The organism is Bacillus sp. FSL K6-0069, from assembly GCF_038007785.1.
Lineage (GTDB): Bacteria > Bacillota > Bacilli > Bacillales > Bacillaceae_G > Bacillus_A > Bacillus_A mobilis.
Window position 1 is genome coordinate 412,841 of sequence record NZ_JBBOXN010000001.1, and the last position, 22,468, is coordinate 435,308.

Annotated in this window: 15 protein-coding genes and 1 pseudogene; 10 read left to right on the forward strand and 6 right to left on the reverse strand. The window is 34.8% G+C overall.

All coding sequences use genetic code 11. From position 1 onward, the window contains the following. The first annotated feature begins 476 nt into the window (after nt 1-476). Nucleotides 477-1,562, forward strand: coding sequence for a fatty acid desaturase family protein (locus MHB74_RS02140; protein ID WP_061678048.1), 1,086 nt, complete (start codon nt 477-479; stop codon nt 1,560-1,562). A gap of 52 nt (nt 1,563-1,614) precedes the next feature. Here the strand turns inward: MHB74_RS02140 and MHB74_RS02145 are convergent, their stop codons facing one another. The 4 genes from MHB74_RS02145 to MHB74_RS02160 form a co-directional block, all read right to left on the reverse strand. Continuing rightward, complete coding sequence (locus tag MHB74_RS02145; RefSeq protein WP_061678047.1) at nt 1,615-2,307, reverse strand: amino acid ABC transporter permease; 693 nt, start codon at nt 2,305-2,307, stop codon at nt 1,615-1,617. Between the two features lie 93 nt (nt 2,308-2,400). Next, nucleotides 2,401-3,195 (reverse strand): ABC transporter substrate-binding protein, encoded by a 795-nt coding sequence (locus tag MHB74_RS02150; RefSeq protein ID WP_061678046.1) that lies wholly within the window; start codon nt 3,193-3,195, stop codon nt 2,401-2,403. Between the two features lie 100 nt (nt 3,196-3,295). Then, on the reverse strand, nt 3,296-4,018 hold the full coding sequence (locus MHB74_RS02155) for an amino acid ABC transporter ATP-binding protein (protein WP_061678045.1): 723 nt from the start codon (nt 4,016-4,018) through the stop codon (nt 3,296-3,298). 170 nt (nt 4,019-4,188) lie between these two features. Next, the gene (locus MHB74_RS02160; RefSeq protein ID WP_061678044.1) at nt 4,189-5,913 is read right to left on the reverse strand and encodes a methyl-accepting chemotaxis protein; all 1,725 of its coding nucleotides are present in this window, start codon (nt 5,911-5,913) and stop codon (nt 4,189-4,191) included. Nucleotides 5,914-6,281: 368 nt separating this feature from the next. On the opposite strand from MHB74_RS02160, the pseudogene MHB74_RS29160 reads away from it, so the two are divergent. Together MHB74_RS29160 and MHB74_RS02165 are read left to right on the forward strand one after the other, a co-directional pair. Next, nucleotides 6,282-6,467 (forward strand): annotated as a pseudogene (locus tag MHB74_RS29160) (HAMP domain-containing protein); the annotation flags it as partial. Nucleotides 6,468-6,482: 15 nt separating this feature from the next. Further along, nucleotides 6,483-7,409, forward strand: coding sequence for a methyl-accepting chemotaxis protein (locus MHB74_RS02165; protein ID WP_412676350.1), 927 nt, complete (start codon nt 6,483-6,485; stop codon nt 7,407-7,409). 31 nt (nt 7,410-7,440) lie between these two features. Here MHB74_RS02165 and MHB74_RS02170 read toward each other — a convergent pair whose 3' ends face one another. Next, entirely contained in the window at nt 7,441-8,775 is a 1,335-nt protein-coding gene (locus MHB74_RS02170) for an FAD-binding oxidoreductase (protein WP_061678042.1), read from the reverse strand. Nucleotides 8,776-9,020: 245 nt separating this feature from the next. Here MHB74_RS02170 and MHB74_RS02175 point away from each other — a divergent pair, with 245 nt between their 5' ends. From MHB74_RS02175 to MHB74_RS02200, 6 genes are all read left to right on the forward strand, one after another. Further along, the gene (locus MHB74_RS02175) at nt 9,021-10,685 is read left to right on the forward strand and encodes a glycoside hydrolase family 13 protein (protein ID WP_061678041.1); all 1,665 of its coding nucleotides are present in this window, start codon (nt 9,021-9,023) and stop codon (nt 10,683-10,685) included. A gap of 205 nt (nt 10,686-10,890) precedes the next feature. Next, nucleotides 10,891-12,528: a PTS transporter subunit IIBC gene (locus tag MHB74_RS02180; protein ID WP_061678040.1), complete on the forward strand. Its 1,638-nt coding sequence runs from the start codon at nt 10,891-10,893 to the stop codon at nt 12,526-12,528. 4 nt (nt 12,529-12,532) lie between these two features. Then, nucleotides 12,533-13,324, forward strand: coding sequence for an endonuclease/exonuclease/phosphatase family protein (locus MHB74_RS02185; protein ID WP_061678039.1), 792 nt, complete (start codon nt 12,533-12,535; stop codon nt 13,322-13,324). Between the two features lie 306 nt (nt 13,325-13,630). Further along, entirely contained in the window at nt 13,631-16,576 is a 2,946-nt protein-coding gene (locus MHB74_RS02190; protein WP_061678038.1) for a YhgE/Pip domain-containing protein, read from the forward strand. A gap of 195 nt (nt 16,577-16,771) precedes the next feature. Then, on the forward strand, nt 16,772-18,961 hold the full coding sequence (topB, locus tag MHB74_RS02195; RefSeq protein ID WP_061678037.1) for a DNA topoisomerase III: 2,190 nt from the start codon (nt 16,772-16,774) through the stop codon (nt 18,959-18,961). Between the two features lie 457 nt (nt 18,962-19,418). Further along, on the forward strand, nt 19,419-19,571 hold the full coding sequence (locus MHB74_RS02200; RefSeq protein WP_179885524.1) for a hypothetical protein: 153 nt from the start codon (nt 19,419-19,421) through the stop codon (nt 19,569-19,571). A gap of 152 nt (nt 19,572-19,723) precedes the next feature. On the opposite strand, the gene MHB74_RS02205 is transcribed toward MHB74_RS02200, so the two are convergent. Beyond that, nucleotides 19,724-20,455, reverse strand: a complete 732-nt coding sequence (locus tag MHB74_RS02205; protein ID WP_061678036.1) for a hypothetical protein — start codon at nt 20,453-20,455, stop codon at nt 19,724-19,726. 464 nt (nt 20,456-20,919) lie between these two features. On the opposite strand from MHB74_RS02205, the gene MHB74_RS02210 reads away from it, so the two are divergent. Next, nucleotides 20,920-22,275 (forward strand): transposase, encoded by a 1,356-nt coding sequence (locus tag MHB74_RS02210; RefSeq protein WP_270421751.1) that lies wholly within the window; start codon nt 20,920-20,922, stop codon nt 22,273-22,275. The last annotated feature ends 193 nt before the right edge of the window (nt 22,276-22,468 follow it).

Below are 22,468 nucleotides of genomic sequence, written 5' to 3' on the forward strand. Positions count from 1 at the left end.
TGAAATTATTTTAATATAATTATTCAATGTCATCGGTATGAAGAGGTAGGAGTTGTGTAAAGCTAGATTCAAGTGAGTTTATTTGTTGTTTACATAGAGGGTTCTTGAATAAGATAGAGTCTATAGTATGTCAGTGTATGTATATGCATAATGGATGAAACCTTATAAAATCTATGTTTTTTCTTTAGTGAAATAAGGTATGATTATAAAAATATAACCAACTTTTATTACTAGGTCATAAAAGTTGTTGACAATATAGAAATTCTATTGATATGATTCATCATGTGGAAAGGTTGATAGAGAGTAAAAAGAGAAATGTTTTTCATTGATAATAAAAGCGAAAAAATAAGTGACGATAGAGTGAGTATATTTTCCTTATAATAGATGCTTTTTTGATCATCTAGTAAAATCAATCTGGAAGCAAGAATTGATATATGTAAGTTGCGCAAGGCGCGGCATAAGAAAGGGGCAAAAGGATGAAGGAGCTTCATACGTTTGGGTGGTATGCAGCACGTGTATCACCACATTTGCCGAAAAAAGCATTTAAACCAGTTCCTACTCGTTTATTTGGTGGACTGGCTTATTTGCTTGTGGCATTGGCGGGGTTAATATCGATTGGTGTATTTGAATTGAATGTGTGGGCGAATCTAGGAATTGCGATTGTTCTTGGATTATGTTTTGCTTCACTTGGGTTTTTAGGGCATGAAATTTTACATGGAACTGTTGTAAGAAAAGCATGGCTTCGTGATTTCTTAGGCGCGATTGCATTTATGCCATTATCAACAGGTCCTAAACTTTGGAGAAAGTGGCATAATGCAACGCATCACGTTCATACACAGCATGAAGAGAATGATCCAGATGCATGGCCGACACTTGAGAAGCTTAAGAAGAGTAAGTTTTTGAGCTGGGTATATCGTATGCCCCTTCATGTACGTTCATTCTTTAGTTTTCTGTCACTAACCATTCAATTTACATTACATTCGACTCGAATGTTCTTTCATTTTATAAAAGAATTTAAGTCATCCAATCAAAAATCTGTATGGCTTCAACTTCTTTTGCCTTGGACAGTTTGGATTAGTTTATTGTTTATTATGGGACCAGCAAAATGGTTATTTGCATATGTGATTCCGTTGTTAATTGCTAACTTTATTGTAATGGCATATATCGCAACAAATCACCGCTTAAATCCAATTGTTCCAGTAAATGATCCGTTAGCAAACTGTTTATCAGTAACAGTGCCGCGCTGGGTAGATGTTTTACATTTCAATTTCTCATATCATACAGAACACCATTTGTTCCCTGCTATGAGCTCTAAATACTATCCGTTAGTAAAAGAGAAAATTAAAGAAATGTGGCCGGAACGCTATCATGAGATGCCAATGACAAAAGCTTTGGCAGCGCTATGGAATACACCACGTGTGTATTATCAAGGAAGTGAATTAGTGGATCCGCATAGAGAGCATTTCTATGGTTCTTTAGGAAATGGACTAGATCCTCATAATATTTCATATCGTGAGGAACATATAGAGGAAAAAGAGAGTATTAAAAAAGTAAATCAGTAAAAATTGATATATTTTGCAGTGAAAAAGCAAGCCATCTCAGGCTTGCTTTTTCTTATAAAGAGACTTCTTTTTTATTCTTTCTACTAACTTGAACTGAATTGGTTTCTTTTCTTTGTAATCGTTGCTCTAAAAGATTAACAAAGTAAGTAAATAGAAGAACTAGTACGAGGTAATATAAACCAACGATTATGTATGTATCTAATTGTTGGAAGTTACTTGCAGCAATTGATAAACCTGATCCCCATAATTCAGACAATCCTACATATGCAACGAGCGAAGAATCCTTTAATCCAATAATAAACTGATTTCCTAAAGGAGGAAGAGATTGCCGAAATGCTTGCGGTAATATAATACGGCGCATCGCTAAAGGATAAGGCATACCTAGAGAGCGAGCGGCTTCTAACTGTCCACGGTCGACAGATTGAATGGATCCGCGGAAAATTTCAGTAATATATGCACCGTTATGGATTGCTAAAGCAATTGCCCCTGCCCAAAAAGGAGTGAAGACAATAATTGATGTAATACCGAAATAGAGAATGGCAATTTGAACAATTAAAGGTGTACCACGAATAATGGCGATATATACATGAGCAATACTATTTAAAACCTTATTGTTAGAGATTCGAAAAAAGGCGAATAGTAATCCGATTAGTGAACCGAGTAATAGGGATGTTAGTGTTAATTGTAATGTGACAATAGTAGCCTTTAAGAGTGTGGGATAAGTAGACATAAAAATTTCAAACATATGTGTCACCTCATATTGTATGGATTTTGGTAGGGAATGAAATACCCCACATAAAAAGTGGGGCATAATGTATGAAACATTTGACTAGCTAATTTACTTCGTTTTTTCCTCTTCACCGAGAATATTACGCCCAAACCATTTTTTACTAATTTTTTCATACGTACCATCTTTAATGATTTCATCTAAAGCTTTATTTACTTTCTCAACCATTTCTTTATCATCTTTACGAATAGCAATTCCCATTTCATCAAGATTTAATGGTTTTCCAGCTTCTTTTATATTTGATTTCCCTTCTTTGATCATACGTAATCCGACCATTTGATCAGTGATTACTGCATCAATACGCCCAGGCTCTAAGTCCATAAGTGCAGTAATATCGCTGTCATATTCTGTGATTTGATCTGTATGTTTTGCAACAAGGTCTTTAAAGGTACTAGCTTTTACAACACCAATTTTCTTACCTTTCAAATCCTCTGGGGAAGAGATAGATGTATTCTTTTTAGCCACAAAAATTTGGGCACCAGAACGATAATAAGGATTTGAGAAATTAACAGCTTTTAAGCGTTCTTCTGTAATTGCCATACTGCCCAATATAGCATCATATTTTTTCGATTGTAGACCTTGAATTAGCGTTTCCCACGGATTTGTAATAGGAGTGGGTTTCATATTCATTTTTTTCGCAAGTGCCTCACCAATTTCCACATCAAAACCGGCAAGCTTTCCGTCATTTTCTTTATAGTTAAAAGGTTTATATAAGCCACTCATCGCATAACGGAATTCTTTTTCACCATTTGAAGAAGTAGTAGCACTTTCCTTACTACAGGCTCCTAGTATGAAGGATGTACATAATGTAATACTCGCAACAATGGTTAATAGTTTTCTTTTCATAAAACCCCTCCTATATATTGATCATACGGATGGTTTTAAGTATGTTATTGAGTTGTGCACCGTATGAATGTATTTCTTTTCATTTGAAACAGAAGTTACATTATAAAACGTTGCGTAAAAATTGTTTTGCTCGTTCATGTGATGGAGCTGAAAAGAATTGCGCTGGCGGAGCGTCCTCTACAATTTTTCCATCATCCATAAAAATGACGCGATCAGCTACATCTCTTGCGAAATTCATTTCATGAGTAACAATAATCATGGTCATTCCTTCTTCAGCAAGTTCTTTCATAACTTGCAATACTTCTCCAACAAGTTCAGGGTCTAAGGCTGAGGTAGGTTCATCAAATAGCATAATTTTAGGGTTCATAGCAAGAGCTCGTGCTATAGCAATGCGCTGTTTTTGACCACCTGATAGGAGGTGAGGCGTCACATCTGCTTTATCTTGTAGGCCGACTTTTTGCAATAGCTGATTTCCGATTTCCTTTGCGTTTGCTGCTTCTAATTTTTTTACATGAATAGGTGCTTCTATGATGTTTTCTAGTGAGGTCATATGGGGAAAGAGGTTAAAGTGCTGAAAAACCATACCGACATTCTCGCGGACTTTGTTTAAATTTGAATGCTTAGGATCAATTTGTTCCCCTTGTAAGTGAATTTCACCTTCATCGTACATTTCTAAAAAGTTCAGACAGCGAAGTAATGTACTTTTACCGGAACCACTGGCACCAATTAAAACAACAACTTCTTTTTCTTTTACTTCTAAATCAATTCCTTTTAAAACATCAAGTGAGCCGAATGATTTTACTAGATTTCGAACCTGAATCATACAAAACCCCCAGTCAAAAATATATTTTGCAAATGTTGCCCCTTATTTCTGTTATTAGCCACAAATTGTCAGAATCCTTCATTTTTTTCGGAGGATAGTTCCTATATAAATAAATCTGAATGTATAATTCAATTAGAAAGACCACCTAATTTAGGTGGTCTTTCCTATGCTTACAAATTTTTAATTTTAAATTGAGTTGCGAACGCTTCTAATTCTTCAACAAGTTTTTGCATTTGAAGAGACATATTTGTAATATCCTGTATTGATACCGACTGGGCTTGTGAAGATTGAGATGTATAATTAGTCTCCGAAACTATATTTTGTGAAATTGAAGAGATATTAATAAGTGCGCTATTTATTTCTTCTGAGCTTGCTGACATTTCTTCTGCACTTGCTGTTATATCTTGTATTTGATCTGTAACCTCATTAATATGATTCACGATATTATGGAATGCTAATTTTGCATTTTGAACGGCATGAATGCCTTCTTGAATTTCTTGTTGTCCTTTCCCCATAACGTTGACTACATCTTTTGTATCATTTTGTACGAGTAAGTTTAGTTTTGTTATATCTGTAGCTGCTTGTTTTGATTGTTCAGCAAGCTTACGAACTTCTTCAGACACAACTGCGAATCCTTTTCCATGTTCACCGGCGCGAGCAGATTCAATGGCAGCGTTTAAAGATAATAGATTTGTTTGTTCAGAAATGTAAGTAATAGTTTGTAATGCTTTATCGATATCTTGTGTACGAACAACTAATTGATCTACCACTTTATATATTTCATCCATGACGGTATGGATAGTTGTCATTTGAGAAATGGATTTCTCAATGATTTCGCTTCCTATATTCGCCTTATCAGAAGTAGAAATAGCTAAGTTTGAAATCGTTGTAGAAGATTCAGCTATGCTTTGCACGCCATTTGCTATTTCATCCATAGCTGTAGAACTATCTTTAATATTCGCAGACTGATCATTAATATGGTGAGACAACTGCTTCATTGTATTTGCAATGTTATCCATAGTGGAAGAGGAAACGGTTGCTGTTTCAACAATGTGGTTTGTAGAGCCTTTTACTTTTACACTTGTTTGAATCACATTGTTAATAATTTGCTGTAAATTTAATATCATTTGATCAAAACTATTAAACATATGACCAAATTCATGACGATATTGTTTTGGTACAGCAACGGTTAAATCACCTTTTCCAGCTGTATTCATTATGTTTCGTAATGAATTGATTGGATTGATAATAGATTTAGCAGTAAATAAGGAGATAAGAATGCAAAGAACTAAACATGCAATGAATAAAATAATTGTTACGCTTATCACTTGCTTATAAGAGTGTTGACTTTCGTTATACAGATTTTCAGCTATCTTTTCGTTATAATCACTAAGATTTTTTAAAGAATCTACTGTAGCCGATAAATTAGGTTCAACTGTAGTTAGATAAAATGAATATGCTTGATTAAGTTTATTCTCTTTAATGAGATCAAGCATTTGAGCACGATGCTTTTCATAGTTTGCAAGTTTTTCTTTATATTGGTTGAGGAGTTTTTTTTCTTCGCCTGTTACATATGTATTTTCATATTGAGCTCGTAATTTTTCGGTTTCTTTATTTGCATCATTTAATTTAATTAAAATTGTAGTACGTCGATTCTCATCTTCAGTAATAATGAGTTCCTTTACATAACTAAACTCTTGGTACATGCTGCTCTCAATAGAGCCTAGCCATTTAATAGGTTGTAGACGATCCACATATACTGTTTGAAGCTGTTTGTGCATTTGTTGTAAATTTATATAATTTACAACGCTAATAATTAGTATGGAAAGAATGGGTACTGCCACTAACAATATAAATCTATTTATAACACTTAAACGATCTAAAGTTTTTAACATAGAATCACCTAACCTTACATTATTTAGTTGAATATATAATTGGCATCCAAATAAAAGTATACATTATTTTTATTCTATATACAGAAAAAGTAATGTAATGAATATGTAAATAAAAAAACAAAAATCGATATATCTTTCTATAAGGAAAATATGGATAATAATATATAGATAGTATGTATATTACTTATGAGGAGGAATGAGAAATGGAAAAGGAGAAGAAAACTTTTTCCTTTGGTTTACGTACACAACTTATGCTATTTACTACAGTTTTAGCTTTTATTACATATTCAACAAGTATATTTTTTATTTACGTGATATACGATTATTTTCAAAGTTATGTAAGTCAAACTGTCTATAATATTATCGTTATGTTACTAGGTGTAGTATGGTCTGGAATTTTAGCGTATGGAGCAGCAATCTTTTTAATTAAACCGCTTCGAAAATTGGAGGAGGCTGCAAGGAAGGCCGCCGATGGTGATATTCGTGAAGATGTCCCGTTACCAAAAACAGATGATGAGATTAAATCTTTAAGTGTTGCATTCAATATGATGCTAGGGAACTTAAGAGGTATGGTAAAAAATATTGATACTACATTTTCGTATACAAATAATCAAGTTCAGCAAATTAGAAGACAAACAGGGGAAGCAACAAAGCAAGCACGAGGTGTGTCTGAAACCCTTGCAGAGATTTCTTCTGGCGCGGAGCAATCAGCAGCGTCCATTCAGGCGATTGTTTCGGCTGTCGATACAACAACTTCCATTGCAAGTGAAGTAGAAGAAAAAGCAAAACAGTCTGACGAGTTGTCTTTAGAAATGGTTCAAGCTTTAGGGCAAAGTACACGAGTCTTTACTTCCTTAATTCAAGGTATTCAAACATTGGCAAAAGAAAATGAAAATTCGATGCAAAATGTACAGAAGTTAGAAGAACGAATGAAACAAGTGGAACATATCGTTTCTGTTGTGAGTGAGATTGCTAGTCAAACGAATTTATTAGCACTGAATGCTTCTATTGAAGCAGCCCGTGCTGGAGAGCATGGAAGGGGCTTTGCAGTTGTAGCTGAAGAAGTACGTAAACTTGCTGATGAAAGCGATCATTCTGCAAGAAATATATCGCAATTATTACAGAATATGCAAGAAGAAGTGCAACAAGTCGCATTGAAAATGACAGAGCAAGTGAAAACAGCTAAAGAAGAGGCACAACGTGGGGCAGCTACCGAATTAATTTTAAAAGAAATGTCATCGAGTATTATGGAAGTTGCCGATGCAACGAAGCAAATTAGTGGCTATATGAACGAACAAGTGAGTCACATTCATCAAACAGGAGCACAGACGAAGGCTGTAGCAGCAATTGCTGAGGAAACATCAGCTGGTTCACAAGAAGTAGCGCGTGTGACGTTGCAACAATCAAAAAATATGGTACTAATCGATCAATTATTAAAGGATTTAGAGAAGCAAGCAGCGGACTTGAAACAAACAATTGAACGATTTTCAATGTAAAAAGGAAGAACAGCATTCTGTTCTTCCTTTTTTACGTATGAAAAGGAGGGATACTTTGTTGAAAATGAAAAACATTGCACGGATCATATATGGTTTTCACTTTACGCAATCTTTGAAAGTTAGGACCATAATAACTAGTTTGCCAATTTTTAATGTCGATATCGGGCCAATTGACATAGTCACCTAGTGTATAAGGATCTAAGCTTTCTCGTAAATCTTTAACCCAACGTATGTTAAGATTTTCTTCATCATCGCATTTCCAAGAGGTAATGTATTCTTGCGCAATAATTGCTTTACGATGAAAATAAGCTGTTTCAGTAGGCGGAATATTTTCAACAGCGCCCACGAGCGATTGGTGCCAAATACTCGCATCTTTATTTGGAGCATGAGAAAGAAAATGTTGCATGATTTGAATTCCTTTAAGAGGGATAGGTTTATACACGTAGGAACCAGAACGCTTAAAGTTTTCAGGAATATTACCACTATTAAAGAATTGAACAGCTTTTATATATGGAACTTCATCTATAAAAAGTGAGGGGGTACCAGTTTCAAGAAGAGGAGATAATAAGGAATAGAGTTCAGAGGAAGGGCCAACAAATTCACCTTTTACTTCAATTTTATTTCGTTGCTTTGCGAATAATTCAATTGATGAAGTGAGACGCTCGTCTATATAAGGTGCCCAGTTTTGCCACGCTTGAAATGCAGCGATAAAATCTTCCCATTCCCATGTAATTGAGAAGATTGATACATTCTTTATGGAATGCACTCGAAAAGTTAAAGAAGTAACAATTCCGAAGTTTCCACCACCACCACCGCGGCATGCCCAAAACAAGTTATGGTTTTCATGTTCGTTTGCGCGAATGATTTTTGCTCCAAATTTACCGCACGCTTGTACCATTTCAACTTCTACTAATTGATCACATGTTAATCCAAATAAGCGTGAAAGCATACCGATACCACCGCCAAGTGCTAATCCAACAATTCCAACGCTTGCACTTGTACCAGCCGGTATTGTCACACCATAATTCCAAAGCTCTTTATAAACAGTGCCAAGATTTGCACCAGCTTCAATTGTTGCTGTTAATGTATCTGTATTAACAGTAATGCGATGCATTTCACTCACATCAATAATAAGTCCTCTATTTAAAAGAGAAAAATTTTCATAGCTATGACGGCCGCTTCTTAAGCGAAATGGTACATGACGTTCGCGTGCCCATTTTAAGGCATTGCACACATCATTTTTATTTTGGCAAAAAACAATAATACAAGGGAGTTTTGGAATACTTAAATTTAAATTCATTCGGGCTACGTCATAGTCAGGATCTGAGGGAACAACAATACGACCTGTTAATTTTGTTTGTTTCAATTTATCACTCCTTTCTAAAAATAAGCAGTGCTTTTTATTAATATATGAAAAGCGTATGTAACATGCGTGGACAAGAGCAGGTGAGGAATGAGATTTGCTTTTGTGAGAAATAAATAAAGCATAAGAATAAGGAATCTACATAGAGTTCAATGAAAACAGTTGCAAACTATTTATATTTTGTTATGATAGTGTTACGAAAACGTTTGCATAAATTTTCCGATGGGATGCAAAAGGAGAGAATGACTATGAATAAGACATGGTGGAAAGAAGCGGTTGCTTATCAAATTTACCCACGTAGCTTTATGGATTCAAATGGTGATGGTATTGGAGATTTACAAGGTATTATTGCGAAACTAGATTATTTAAAAGATTTAGGTATAGATGTAATTTGGATTTGTCCAATGTATAAGTCACCTAATGATGATAATGGTTATGATATTAGTGATTATCAAGATATCATGGATGAATTTGGTACGATGGAAGACTTTGATGCTTTACTAGATGAAGTTCATAAGCGTGATATGAAGCTTATTATTGATTTAGTTATTAATCATACAAGTGATGAACATCCATGGTTTATTGAGTCTCGTTCATCTAAAGACAATCCGAAGCGTGATTGGTATATTTGGCACGATGGTAAAGATGGTGCAGAACCAAACAACTGGGAAAGTATTTTTAATGGTTCGGCATGGGAGTATGATGAAGTAACAGGACAATATTATTTACATTTATTCTCGCGTAAACAACCAGATTTAAACTGGGAGAATAAAGAAGTTCGCGAAGTGTTATACGATACAGTTAATTGGTGGCTTGATAAAGGAATTGATGGTTTCCGAGTGGATGCAATTAGCCATATTAAAAAAGAAGATGGCTTTAAAGATATGCCAAATCCAAAAGAACTAAAGTATGTACCATCTTTTGATAAACATATGAATGTGGATGGTATTCAACCTTTATTAGAAGAGTTAAAAGAAAATACGTTTTCTAAGTACGATATTATGACTGTTGGTGAAGCGAATGGCGTTAAGATTGAAGATGCTGAGCTTTGGGTTGGAGAAGAGCAAGGTAAGTTCAATATGGTATTCCAATTCGAGCATTTAAGTTTATGGGATGCAGAGAAGAAGAAAGATCTTGATGTTGTAGGATTGAAAAAGGTATTAACGAAATGGCAAAAAGGGTTAGAAAATAAAGGATGGAATGCTTTATATATTGAGAATCACGATAAGCCACGTATCGTTTCAACTTGGGGAGATGATAAACAATATTGGCGTGAAAGTGCAACAGCTCTTGGAGCAATGTATTTCTTTATGCACGGTACACCGTTTATTTATCAAGGACAAGAAATTGGGATGACGAATGTTCAATTCCCAAATATTGAAGATTACGATGATGTAGCAATTAAAAATTTATATCGCGAGAAAATTGCAGAAGGTGTATCACATCAAGATATGATGGAGATTATATGGGCTTCTTGCCGCGATAATTCACGTACACCTATGCAGTGGAACGATGAGATGAATGCTGGATTTACAACAAGTGCACCTTGGTTTGGTATGAATCCAAACTACAAAGAAATTAATGTTGAAAAGCAAAAGAATGAAGAAAACTCTATTTTCAACTTCTATAAGAAAATGATTGCCCTGAAAAAAGAGCATGATGTACTGAATTACGGTACGTACGATTTACTTTTAGAAGATGATCCGCAAATTTATGTATATACTCGAACATTAAACGATGAAAAAATCGTTGTAATTAGTAATATCTCAAAAGAGGAAGCAGTGTATAATGAGGGCTCATTTGCACTAGAACGCAAACGTTTGCTTTTAAATAACTATAAAGTTGCGGAACATGAACAAGTGACGACAATTACGTTAAAGCCTTATGAAACAAGGGTTTATCGCATTTCGTAATAAAAAAGGATGCTCTTAGAGCATCTTTTTTTATGAAAAAAAATAAATTTCTATTGCAAAGTGAAAACGCTTTTATTAAAATAGATTTATGAAAACGGTTGCGTAAAGATAAAAATAAAGTAGTATAAGGAATCGTTTTCATAATAGAAACAGAAATTATAATTTAAATCATTATGTTGTTATAAATAAAGGGGAGGAAGAACAGATGAAAATTACGTCTTTTGATTTTTGGCAAAAGTTCGGGAAAGCATTATTAGTTGTTGTAGCTGTAATGCCAGCAGCTGGTTTAATGATTTCTATCGGTAAGTTAATTGGGATGTCTGCTGGGGATATTAACGCAGTTCATACAATCGCTCGCGTAATGGAAGACATCGGTTGGGCAATTATTACAAATCTACACATCTTATTCGCAGTAGCAATTGGGGGATCTTGGGCGAAGGATCGCGCAGGTGGTGCATTTGCCGCGCTATTAGCATTCGTCTTAACGAACAGAATTACAGGAGCTATATTTGGCGTAAACGCTCAAATGTTAGCGGATTCAAAAGCGACAGTTTCTTCAGTATTAGCAGGAGATTTAGTTGTGAAAGATTACTTTACTTCTGTACTTGGTGCACCAGCATTAAACATGGGTGTTTTCGTAGGGATTATCACAGGTTTCTTAGGAGCTACTTTATATAACAAATATTATAACTATAACAAACTGCCACAGGCATTAGCATTCTTTAACGGAAAACGATTCGTACCATTCGTTGTAATTGTTTGGTCTACAGTTACTGCAATTGTATTATCACTTTTATGGCCATTCATCCAAAGTGGATTAAATGAATTTGGTCGCTGGATTGCAGCATCTAAAGATAGTGCACCAGTTGTTGCACCATTTGTATATGGAACGTTAGAGCGTTTACTATTACCATTCGGTTTACATCATATGTTAACGATTCCGATGAACTACACAGAGCTAGGCGGAACGTATACGATGTTAACTGGCTCAAAAGTGGGACAAATTGTAGCAGGACAAGATCCATTATGGCTTGCATGGATTACAGATTTAAATAACTTATTAGCAAATGGAGATACAAAAGCATATAACGATCTATTAAATAATGTTGTACCAGCTCGTTTCAAAGCTGGACAAGTTATCGGTTCAACAGCAGCGTTAATGGGTATTGCTTTCGCGATGTTCCGTAATGTTGATAAAGAAAAGCGTGCAAAATATAAACCAATGTTCTTATCTGCAGCATTAGCAGTATTCTTAACAGGTGTAACAGAACCAATTGAATTCATGTTCATGTTTATTGCTCCAGTATTGTATGTTGTATATGCAATTACAACAGGACTTGCATTCGCATTAGCAGATTTAATTAACTTACGTGTTCACGCATTTGGATTTATTGAGTTAATTACTCGTACACCGATGATGGTTAATGCAGGATTAACTAGAGATTTAATCAATTTCGTTATCGTTTCATTAGTATTCTTCGGTCTGAACTTTACATTATTCAATTTCTTAATTAAAAAGTTCAACTTACCAACACCAGGCCGTGCAGGTAACTACATTGATAATGAAGATGAGTCATCAGAAGGAACAGGAAATGTACAAGATGGTTCATTAGCAACAAAAGTTATTGATTTATTAGGTGGTAAAGAAAATATTGCTGACGTAGATGCTTGTATGACGCGTTTACGTGTAACAGTAAAAGACTTAGATGTTGTTGCACCAGAAGCACAATGGAAACAAAATGGTGCTTTAGGACTTATCGTAAAAGATAAAGGTGTACAGGCAGTATATGGCCCGAAAGCTGACGTATTAAAGTCAGACATTCAAGATATGTTAGGTGCGTAATAAGATGAAATTGCTAACTTTAAACTGTCACTCTTGGCAAGAAGAGAATCAACTAGAAAAGATAAAATATCTTGCTAATGTCATTCAAGAAGAAGATTATGATGTGATCGCATTGCAAGAGGTAAGTCAGTCTATACAAGCTGAAAATGTATGCGGTCACAAGAAAAAAGATAATTTTGGACTTTTACTATTAGAAGAGTTAAGAGCGTTACATGTAAAAGATTACAATATTACTTGGGATTTCTCTCATATTGGATATGATGTGTATGAAGAAGGATTAGCGATTCTAACGAAACATAATGTTATAAATGAAGATACGTTTTTTGTATCAGAAAATAAGGATACAACGTATTGGAAAACACGCAAAATTGTAAGTGCAACAATTGCTTATAATGGTAAGAACATCGCGTTTTACTCTTGTCACCTCGGTTGGTGGAATGATGAAGAAGAGTCATTCAAAGGTCAAGTTGATCGTTTAATGGAGCGTGTAGATAGCAATGAACTATCCTTCTTAATGGGTGATTTTAATAATAACGCCCGCTTGCAAGGTGAAGGTTATGAATATATGATGCAAAAAGGTTTGTATGACACATATGAACTAGCAGTAGAGAAGGATGAAGGAACAACTGTCCAAGGTGAGATTGCTGGTTGGGATGAAAATAAACATAACTTACGAATCGATCTAATATTGTGTAACCAAAGTGAAAAGGTTCGTTCTTCAAAAGTCATTTTTAATGGTAAGAACAGAAATGTAATTTCAGATCATTTCGGTGTAGAAGTACAAGTAGATATATAATAGAAGAAAACCTCACAGATGTTGAAAAGCTGTGAGGATTTTTTTTAGGAATACAAGTATTTCCAAGATAAAATACTTGTATTTTTTATGACATTTCCTATATATTTGTTATTATTGAATGTAAAACCGATTTGGTCATTTTGTATTCATACTTTGACTGACTTCGTTATATAATGTAGTAAGTCAAAGTTAATGGGAAAAAATAGTTCGTTTTTGGTTAATCCACGATGTAGAAAGTGATATAATTGCAAAATGTATGTATCATTTTCTAAAGAAGGAAAAATATATAATTAGGTGATAACTTCTATGAAACAAATTTGGCGTATTTATAAGACAGATTTACGGAATGTAGCTAAACATTGGGCTGCAATTGTTATTGTTTTAGGGTTAATGATTTTACCATCGTTATATGCATGGTTTAACATTAAAGCTTCCTGGGATCCTTACGGAAATACGAAAGGAATCCAGATTGCAGTTTCTAACCAAGATGCTGGATCAAATTTAAGAGGGAAAGATATTAACATCGGGAAAGAAATTGTAGATTCACTTAAGAAGGACAAAAATTTTGGTTGGAAGTTTGTTGATGAAAAGCAAGCGATTTATGGGGTAGAACGTGGAGATTATTCTGCAAGTATTACTATTCCAAAAGATTTCTCTGAAAAGATTGCAACAGTCTTGAATGAAAATCCAGAGAAACCAGAAATTGAGTATTACGTAAATGAAAAGGTAAATGCCATTGCGCCGAAGATTACAGCTAAAGGTGCATCGGGTCTTACAGAAGAGATTAGTAAAAACTTTGTTAAAACGGCAAACGGCGAGATTTTTGAAATCTTCAACGATCTTGGAATCGATTTAGAAACGAACTTGCCGAGTATTGAGAAGGTCAAGGATCTTGTCTTTAAGTTAGAAGCGCAGTTCCCAGAAATGAATACACTCATGGATAAGGCGTTAGATGATGCGACTCGAGCAGAAGATGTTGTGAAGGTAGCACAAAAAGAGTTACCGGTTGTAGAAAGCGTTATGAATGATGGGCAAGAAGCGTTAGGGAATTTAGATAAATTCTTTGCGAGAAATGATGAAACATTGCAACGTGCTCCAGGAACTATTAAGAATAATTTAATTGTAATGCAAAAAGGGTTAGATGGTGCGGTAGCAATTACGGATTTCTTAAAGAATCCATCATTGGATTTCAATCTGGCACTTCCAGATCCATCCAAGTTCCCGGAATTACCGAATGTAACTATTCCTCAAATACCAACGCTTCCAGAGTTACCGCAAGTGAATGGTGAGGGATATAAAAATATTGCTAAAAATATTGATCAAACTGTAAATAATGTTTTTAGTTCAATACGTGTTGGAACAACTTATGCACAAGGCGTTATAAACGGATTGGGAAATGGTAATTTCGATCCGGAAAAAGCAAAACAAGACCTTAATAAGGTTTCTGAAAATCTTAAAGGTCGTGCAGATAGTGTTTCATATTTAATTGATGTCTTTACTAAATTTAAGGAATTTGCACCAACTGATTCTGGAAAAGACTTCTTCCAAAAACGAATAGATAAATTAACGAATCTTAAATCAGCTATAGAAAATGCAAATGGCGGTGTTAAAGATATCGCTAATATTATTGGTACAGGGCAAGAAGTGAAACAAGACGCAAGAGATGCTGCTAATAAGAAGTTAGATGCAATAAATAACTTAGTAAATCAAGCGGAAGCAGATTATAATGCGACGTTTGTAGCGGACTTTGAAAAAGCAGTAAGCACAGCTGAACAATTGAAAAATAAGGCTGACAATGTAAAAGAAGATGCTCAGCAGCTCAGAGGAAATTTAAATCAAGATATCAACAAAGCTAATGAGATATTAAACAATGGTAGAGAGAACTATGATCAGGCTGTAGCGGATTACGCAAAACTAAAAACTAGTCTGGAAAAGGCGAGAGCAGATTTAAGCAATAAAGGTGTTAACGGTTTAGACTCTACAAAAGTAGCCTTAAATGATTTAAATGGACAGTTCCAAGCAGGATGGAATTTAGTTAATGATATGATTCCAGTTCTGGAAAGTACAAATAAAGTTTTAGCTGATGTGAATAGTGATAAAAACCTTAATGGTACAATTGCTAAGTTAAATAAAGCAAAAGATGGTTTGCAAAAAGGAATGGATTTAACTGATAAAGGAATTGACGCTATTAATAAAGGTCAAAAACCAGCAGCAGATGTTATTGAGAGTATTAATGAAGTGTCTAAAAGTGTTTCAGCTCAATTAGGTGATATTTTGGCTAAATATGATTCTGAAATCACTCCAAATTTCAATGCAGCTATTGCTCGTACAAAAGAGATGTCTAAAAATACATCTCAAATTTTAAAAGAAGCAGACAAAAAGCTTCCAGATGTTAAAAAGTTACTAGAAGATTCATCAAAAGGCTTAGTAGACGGTAAAAAGAAATTAGCTGACATTAAAGCTGAGATGCCGGAGACTGAGAAAAAGATTAAAGACTTAGCAAATAAAATTCGTGATTTTGAATCAGAAGAGGATATAAAAGACATCATACGCTTATTGAAAAATGATGTTGAAAAGCAAAGTGATTACTTCGCGAATCCAGTAAATTTAAAAGAGAATAAGTTATTTGCAATGCCGAACTACGGTTCAGCAATGTCACCATTCTACACAGTGCTTGCATTATGGGTAGGCGCATTATTAATGGTTTCATTATTAACGGTAGAAGTACATGAAGAGGGCGCGAATTATAAGAGCCATGAAATATACTTTGGACGTTTATTAACATTCTTAACGATAGGTCTTTCACAGGCGTTTATCGTATCAATGGGGGATATATTCTTACTCGGTACGTACGTAGTCGATAAATTCTGGTTTGTGTTATTTAGTTTATTTATTGGCGGAGTATTTGTTTGTATCGTGTACTCACTTGTTTCTATTTTCGGGAACGTTGGGAAATCGATGGCAATCATTTTACTTGTGCTTCAAGTAGCAGGATCGGGTGGTACGTTCCCAATTCAAATGACACCACCATTCTTCCAAGCGATTTATCCGTTCTTACCATTCACATATGCAATTAGTGCAATTCGTGAAACAGTAGGTGGAATGCTTTGGGATATAGTTATTAGAGACTTACTTGTATTAAGTGTTTTCGTAGTAGTCATGGTTATCGCTGCGTTATTACTAAAAACACCTATTAATAAATCGAGTGAAAAGTTTGTTGAGAACGCAAAAGGAAGTAAAATTATTCATTAATAATAAAAGGTTCCTACCGAGAGTGGTAGGAACCTTTTTGTTTAATCGAATTTTAATTTTTTTAATGCTTCTGTTTGGTGATTCTTAAACGAGTTATGTCAATTATGACTGATATATAAGGTGCCCCTTACTGCTCTTCGTGAAAACTGTGGTATATTAGACGGTATATAGTTAGTAAAGGAGTTCGAATAAAAAATGGTAAAAAGTGTAGTGATTGCTGAGAAACCATCAGTTGCACGTGATATAGCAAAAGTATTAAAGTGTACAAAAAAAGGTAATGGATTTTTAGAAGGTGACAAATACATCGTGACTTGGGCACTTGGGCATTTAGTGACGCTTGCAGATCCTGAGGCTTATGATAATAAGTATAAAACATGGAATCTTGAAGATCTTCCAATGCTTCCAGAACGTATGAAATTAGTTGTTATAAAGCAAACGGGAAAACAGTTTAATGCTGTGAAACATCAACTTACTCGAAATGATGTTAATGAGGTAATTGTGGCTACCGATGCAGGAAGAGAGGGCGAGTTAGTCGCACGTTGGATAATTGAAAAGGCAAAAGTAAATAAACCAATTAAGCGTTTATGGATTTCTTCTGTAACAGACAAAGCAATTAAAGATGGTTTTAATAATTTAAAACCAGGTAAAGCATATGACAACTTATACGCTTCAGCAGTTGCACGCTCAGAAGCTGACTGGTATATCGGTCTTAACGCGACTCGAGCTTTAACAACTCGCTTTAATGCCCAACTGAATTGCGGCCGTGTACAAACACCTACTGTCGCTATGATCGCTAATCGTGAAGATGAAATAAAGAACTTCAAAGCTCAAACTTACTACGGCATCGAAGCGCAAACAACTGATAAGTTAAAACTAACTTGGCAAGATGCAAACGGTAATAGCCGTAGTTTTAATAAAGAAAAAATTGATAACATCGTAAAAGGTTTAGATAAACAAAACGCCACTGTTGCGGAAATTGATAAGAAACAGAAGAAGTCATTCTCTCCTGGTCTTTACGATTTAACTGAATTACAACGTGATGCAAATAAAAAGTTCGGTTACTCTGCAAAAGAAACATTAAACATTATGCAGAAATTGTATGAGCAACATAAAGTGCTAACGTATCCTCGTACAGATTCACGCTACATTTCATCAGATATCGTTGGAACACTTCCAGAGCGTCTAAAAGCGTGTGGCGTCGGAGAATATCGTCCTTTAGCACATAAGGTACTCCAAAAAACAATCAAGCCTAATAAATCATTTGTTGATGATAGCAAAGTAAGTGATCATCATGCAATTATCCCAACAGAAGGCTATGTGAATTTCTCAGCTTTCACAGATAAAGAACGTAAAATTTATGATTTAGTTGTAAAACGGTTCTTAGCTGTGTTATTCCCGGCATTCGAATATGAGCAGCTAACATTACGCACAAAAGTTGGTAATGAAATGTTCATTGCACGTGGAAAAACAATTTTACATGCCGGCTGGAAGGAAGTATACGAAAATCGCTTTGAAGACGATGATGCAACTGATGAGGTAAAAGAGCAACTTCTACCTCGCATTGAAAAGGGCGATACATTAACTATAAAGCTAATTATGCAAACATCAGGTCAAACAAAAGCACCTGCACGATTTAACGAAGCGACTTTACTTTCAGCAATGGAAAATCCTACAAAATATATGGATACGCAAAATAAACAACTTGCTGATACGTTAAAATCAACTGGTGGATTAGGTACTGTAGCAACGCGTGCTGATATTATCGACAAGCTATTCAATTCATTCTTACTTGAAAAACGCGGTAAAGATATTCACATTACTTCAAAAGGCCGTCAGTTACTTGATTTAGTGCCAGAAGAGTTAAAATCACCTACACTAACTGGTGAGTGGGAACAAAAACTCGAGGCAATTGCGAAGGGTAAACTGAAAAAAGAAGTATTCATTTCAGAAATGAAGAACTATACGAAAGAAATTGTTTCTGAAATTAAATCGAGTGATAAAAAGTATAAACATGACAACATTTCAACAAAGTCTTGTCCTGACTGCGGTAAACCAATGCTAGAGGTAAACGGTAAAAAAGGAAAAATGCTTGTATGCCAAGACCGTGAATGTGGTCATCGTAAAAATGTATCTCGTACAACAAACGCTCGTTGTCCGCAATGTAAGAAGAAGTTAGAATTACGTGGTGAAGGTGCAGGACAAATTTTCGCATGTAAATGTGGCTATCGCGAGAAATTATCGACATTCCAGGAGAGACGTAAAAAAGAATCTGGAAACAAAGCTGATAAGCGCGATGTTCAAAAATATATGCGTCAACAGAATAAAGAAGAAGAACCACTAAATAATCCGTTCGCAGAAGCCTTAAAGAAACTAAAGTTTGATTAAATCTGTATTTAAAGGGCTATACACAAAGATTAAAAGTTTTTATGAATAAAACTTATTTAGTGTAGCTTTGAACAAAATTTTGATAAAAAGAGCTCTCAAAGCTATCTTTTCTTTTTAATTTAGTATAGACCTCTTATACTAGGGGAAATCACTTTGCGTGTACTTTACAAGATCCCTGCTTATTTTTTATGTCTAGAGGATTTGAGAAAGGGCTCCGATATGAATTTATAGCTAGTTTAATGAAGCTAACCGTTACATTAATAAGAATTGTCAGTATATATCATGCTTTTTCCTTTTAATTCGGAACAAAGATGGTATAAAATCAAAGGGAAGTATAGTATAGGGGGACAATTCAATGATTACTAATAGTGGCAGCGGTAAAGTAGAAACACATCTTTATTTTATTGAAAATCTAGGTACAAGTAGACTATAAGAATTGTATATTGGTGCAGTTACTTTGAATAATGCTAACCAAGCAGAGTACTATGGAAAAATCATTTTAACAGATCGCTCTGACTACATGAACACTTGGAAGAAGTTAAATGCGACAAATAGGCAGGACGCTTTAACTGAATTGAAAAAAATTGTAGATGAAGATTTCAATAAATAAGGAAGAAAACGCTCGGATTAATTTGAGCGTTTTTTTCTCTTTTTACAATAGCATTAATAATAAAAGTTGTTCTTATTAAATTAACCTGCTCACTTTAGTGAAAAGTAAAAATTTAGAACTCAGTTCACTTCAATATGTATTAATATAAGCAATTAACTTGAAATAGAGACTTGCTTACAATTAAATAGGTTTGGCCTACTTGAGTTGTTCTCGATATTCACAAACATATCAATGCTCGCATAATTCTTATTTAAATAGTTTTTGTTCAATGCGGGTTTTAAATTATAAATTAGACCAGCTTCCAAATTCCTTAAAAGCTTTTTAGAATCCTCAAGTGGTTGTATAAATTCTAAAGGCATATATTGTTTTGTATGGTCTAAGAAAACAACTGTACCAAAATATATATGTTTGGAAAGCCCCTCATACTCAGGTGCATGAAGTTTCAGTGCAGCACTATGACCACCTGAGAAACGATGTGTCTTGGCTGATGTTTTCCCAATATATACAATTTTTTCGCTTTGACCATCACCAACCGATATAAAATAAATAGGGTAGCAAGCAGTAGGTGGTGTTTTTAGTTGATACTCAATTTCACGAATGATTTCTCTATCAACATTCCTTAACTTTTCTTTTTCTTCAATCTCCAGCTCTTCACTATACTCACCAGTAATAATTTGAAAGGCGTTAGCAACATAGTCATTCACTTCATTCCATGTGGCTCCTAAACTTTGAGCATTCATTTCCAATACCTTATAAAGTGGAAAACAGGCATCTAAAGCTATAAAGCAACCATATTCAGAATTAATGTCCTTTAATCGATATCTATCTAGAATAGGCAAGTAGCCTGTTCTTAAGTAATATTCTAAAGAGTGATGTACAGTCAATTATTTTCCCACCTTTTAATATATTTATAGTAAAGCCAATGATAATGGATTAGGAAGGGGTAGGGCTATTAAAAAGATTTTGAATGACCAATTAAGCTGCTCCTACGATATTACTTCTATGCATACATCTATTTTTCTTCCTCAGCTAATCCGTGGGTTGAAGTAGTTTGTATATTAAAAATCTTATTATTATGAAACAACTAATTCTTCTTCAAAAAGTTTAGATTCCCAAGAATTTATGTGACTCAATTTGATTTCGTTCATAACAATTTTTTGAGGGCGAATATTTGTTTCTTTTTGTCTTACGATATAATCTGCCCTTAGATAAGGAGGGAATATATCGTAAGATAACGAAATTGGATAATAATAATTATTTTGTTACTTGAGCCAATAGGAATTACGATGAAGTCCCAAATATTGACTTGTCAAAAGTAATGAACTCTCTAAGAAAGGTGGTGAAAACAATGGCTAGAAAGAAAGCAGTGAAAGTATTACGTAAACAAAAGAAAAGAGAAACGATGCAACGTTTCACGCAGAAACAGAATATCGGACGAGCTTGCCTCACAGCTAAAGAATTCCGCTTACTGCAACGCATGTCGCATAGTTCAAAAGCGTTACGAAATGTTGGATTGTACACGATTAAACAAAGTTACTTGAATCATAACAAGATGGCTACTGTAAAAGAAGTGGACACTGCCATGCAAGTTGATATGAATTATTGGGGCGTTCAATCAAACTCTGTGCAGGCTATTCGTAGAGCTTTATTTACAGAAGTGAAGAGTTTTTTTAAAGCAATGGAACAGTGGAAGCAAAAACCTGAAACCTTCACAGGTCGTCCTAAGTTTCCTAATTATTCTCGTTCAACTGACAAACGAATCATTGAAATCTATCAAGTTCCAAAAGTGGATGATAACGGGTATTGGATGATTCCGATGAATGTTGCATTCAGAAAAAAATTCGGTTCCATTAAAATACGTATACCGAAAAACTTAAGACATAAAAAAATCTCCTACATTGAGATTGTACCGAAGCAAAAAGGTCGGTTCTTTGAGGTGCATTACACATATGAAATGCACGTTTCTCAAATGAAGAAACCATCCACGACTACTAGTAATGCTTTGAGTTGCGATTTAGGTGTAGATAGATTAGTAAGTTGCGTAACAAATACAGGTGATACATTTTTAATTGATGGAAAAAAACTAAAATCTATTAACCAGTACTTCAACAAAATGATACGTAATCTCCAACTGAAAAATGTGGGGAATGGACTTTCTAAACGAGTTGTAACGAACAAAATGGCTGCACTTTGGCATAAACGGGAGAGACAAATAAATGGTTACATTTCACAAGCTGTAGGCCTGTTGTTCAAAAAAGTGAAAGCATGTAACATAGATACGGTTGTCGTAGGGTATAACGCTGGTTGGAAACAAAAATCTAATATGGGAAAAAAGAATAATCAAACATTTGTGCAAATCCCATTTTATAAATTGATTGCAGCGATTGAGAATAAATGTGTAAAAGAAGGTATACGATTTTTAAAACAAGAAGAAAGCTATACTTCAAAAGCTAGTTTTCTTGATAAAGATCCGATTCCAGTTTGGTCTAAGGATGATAAGACGTATTATCGTTTTAGTGGTAAACGAATCACTCGTGGCCTGTATCGAAGTCAATCAGGAAGATGTATTCACGCTGATATTAATGGTGCGCTGAATACATTGGGAAAATCAAGGGTTGTAGAATTGGATGAAAATCTCAAAGTGAAAACGCCGATTCGATTAGAAGTGCAAAAACGTAAGGCTGTTGCTTCGCGCATAGCTTAGTGGGTGTGTCAACCATCCATGTGTACTCGACTTGTCGGGGCTTGTAGCACACGCCGGATTTATCTGAGTGGTGGCTTTTTCTATAAGGAAGAACTGCTCTTTTTCGAAAGGGTGGTGTAAGTGGAGAAACGATTGTTCGTTTCTAGTACCAACCAAAAACATACTTGGGGTGTTACCGTAAGGTGGCATGAAT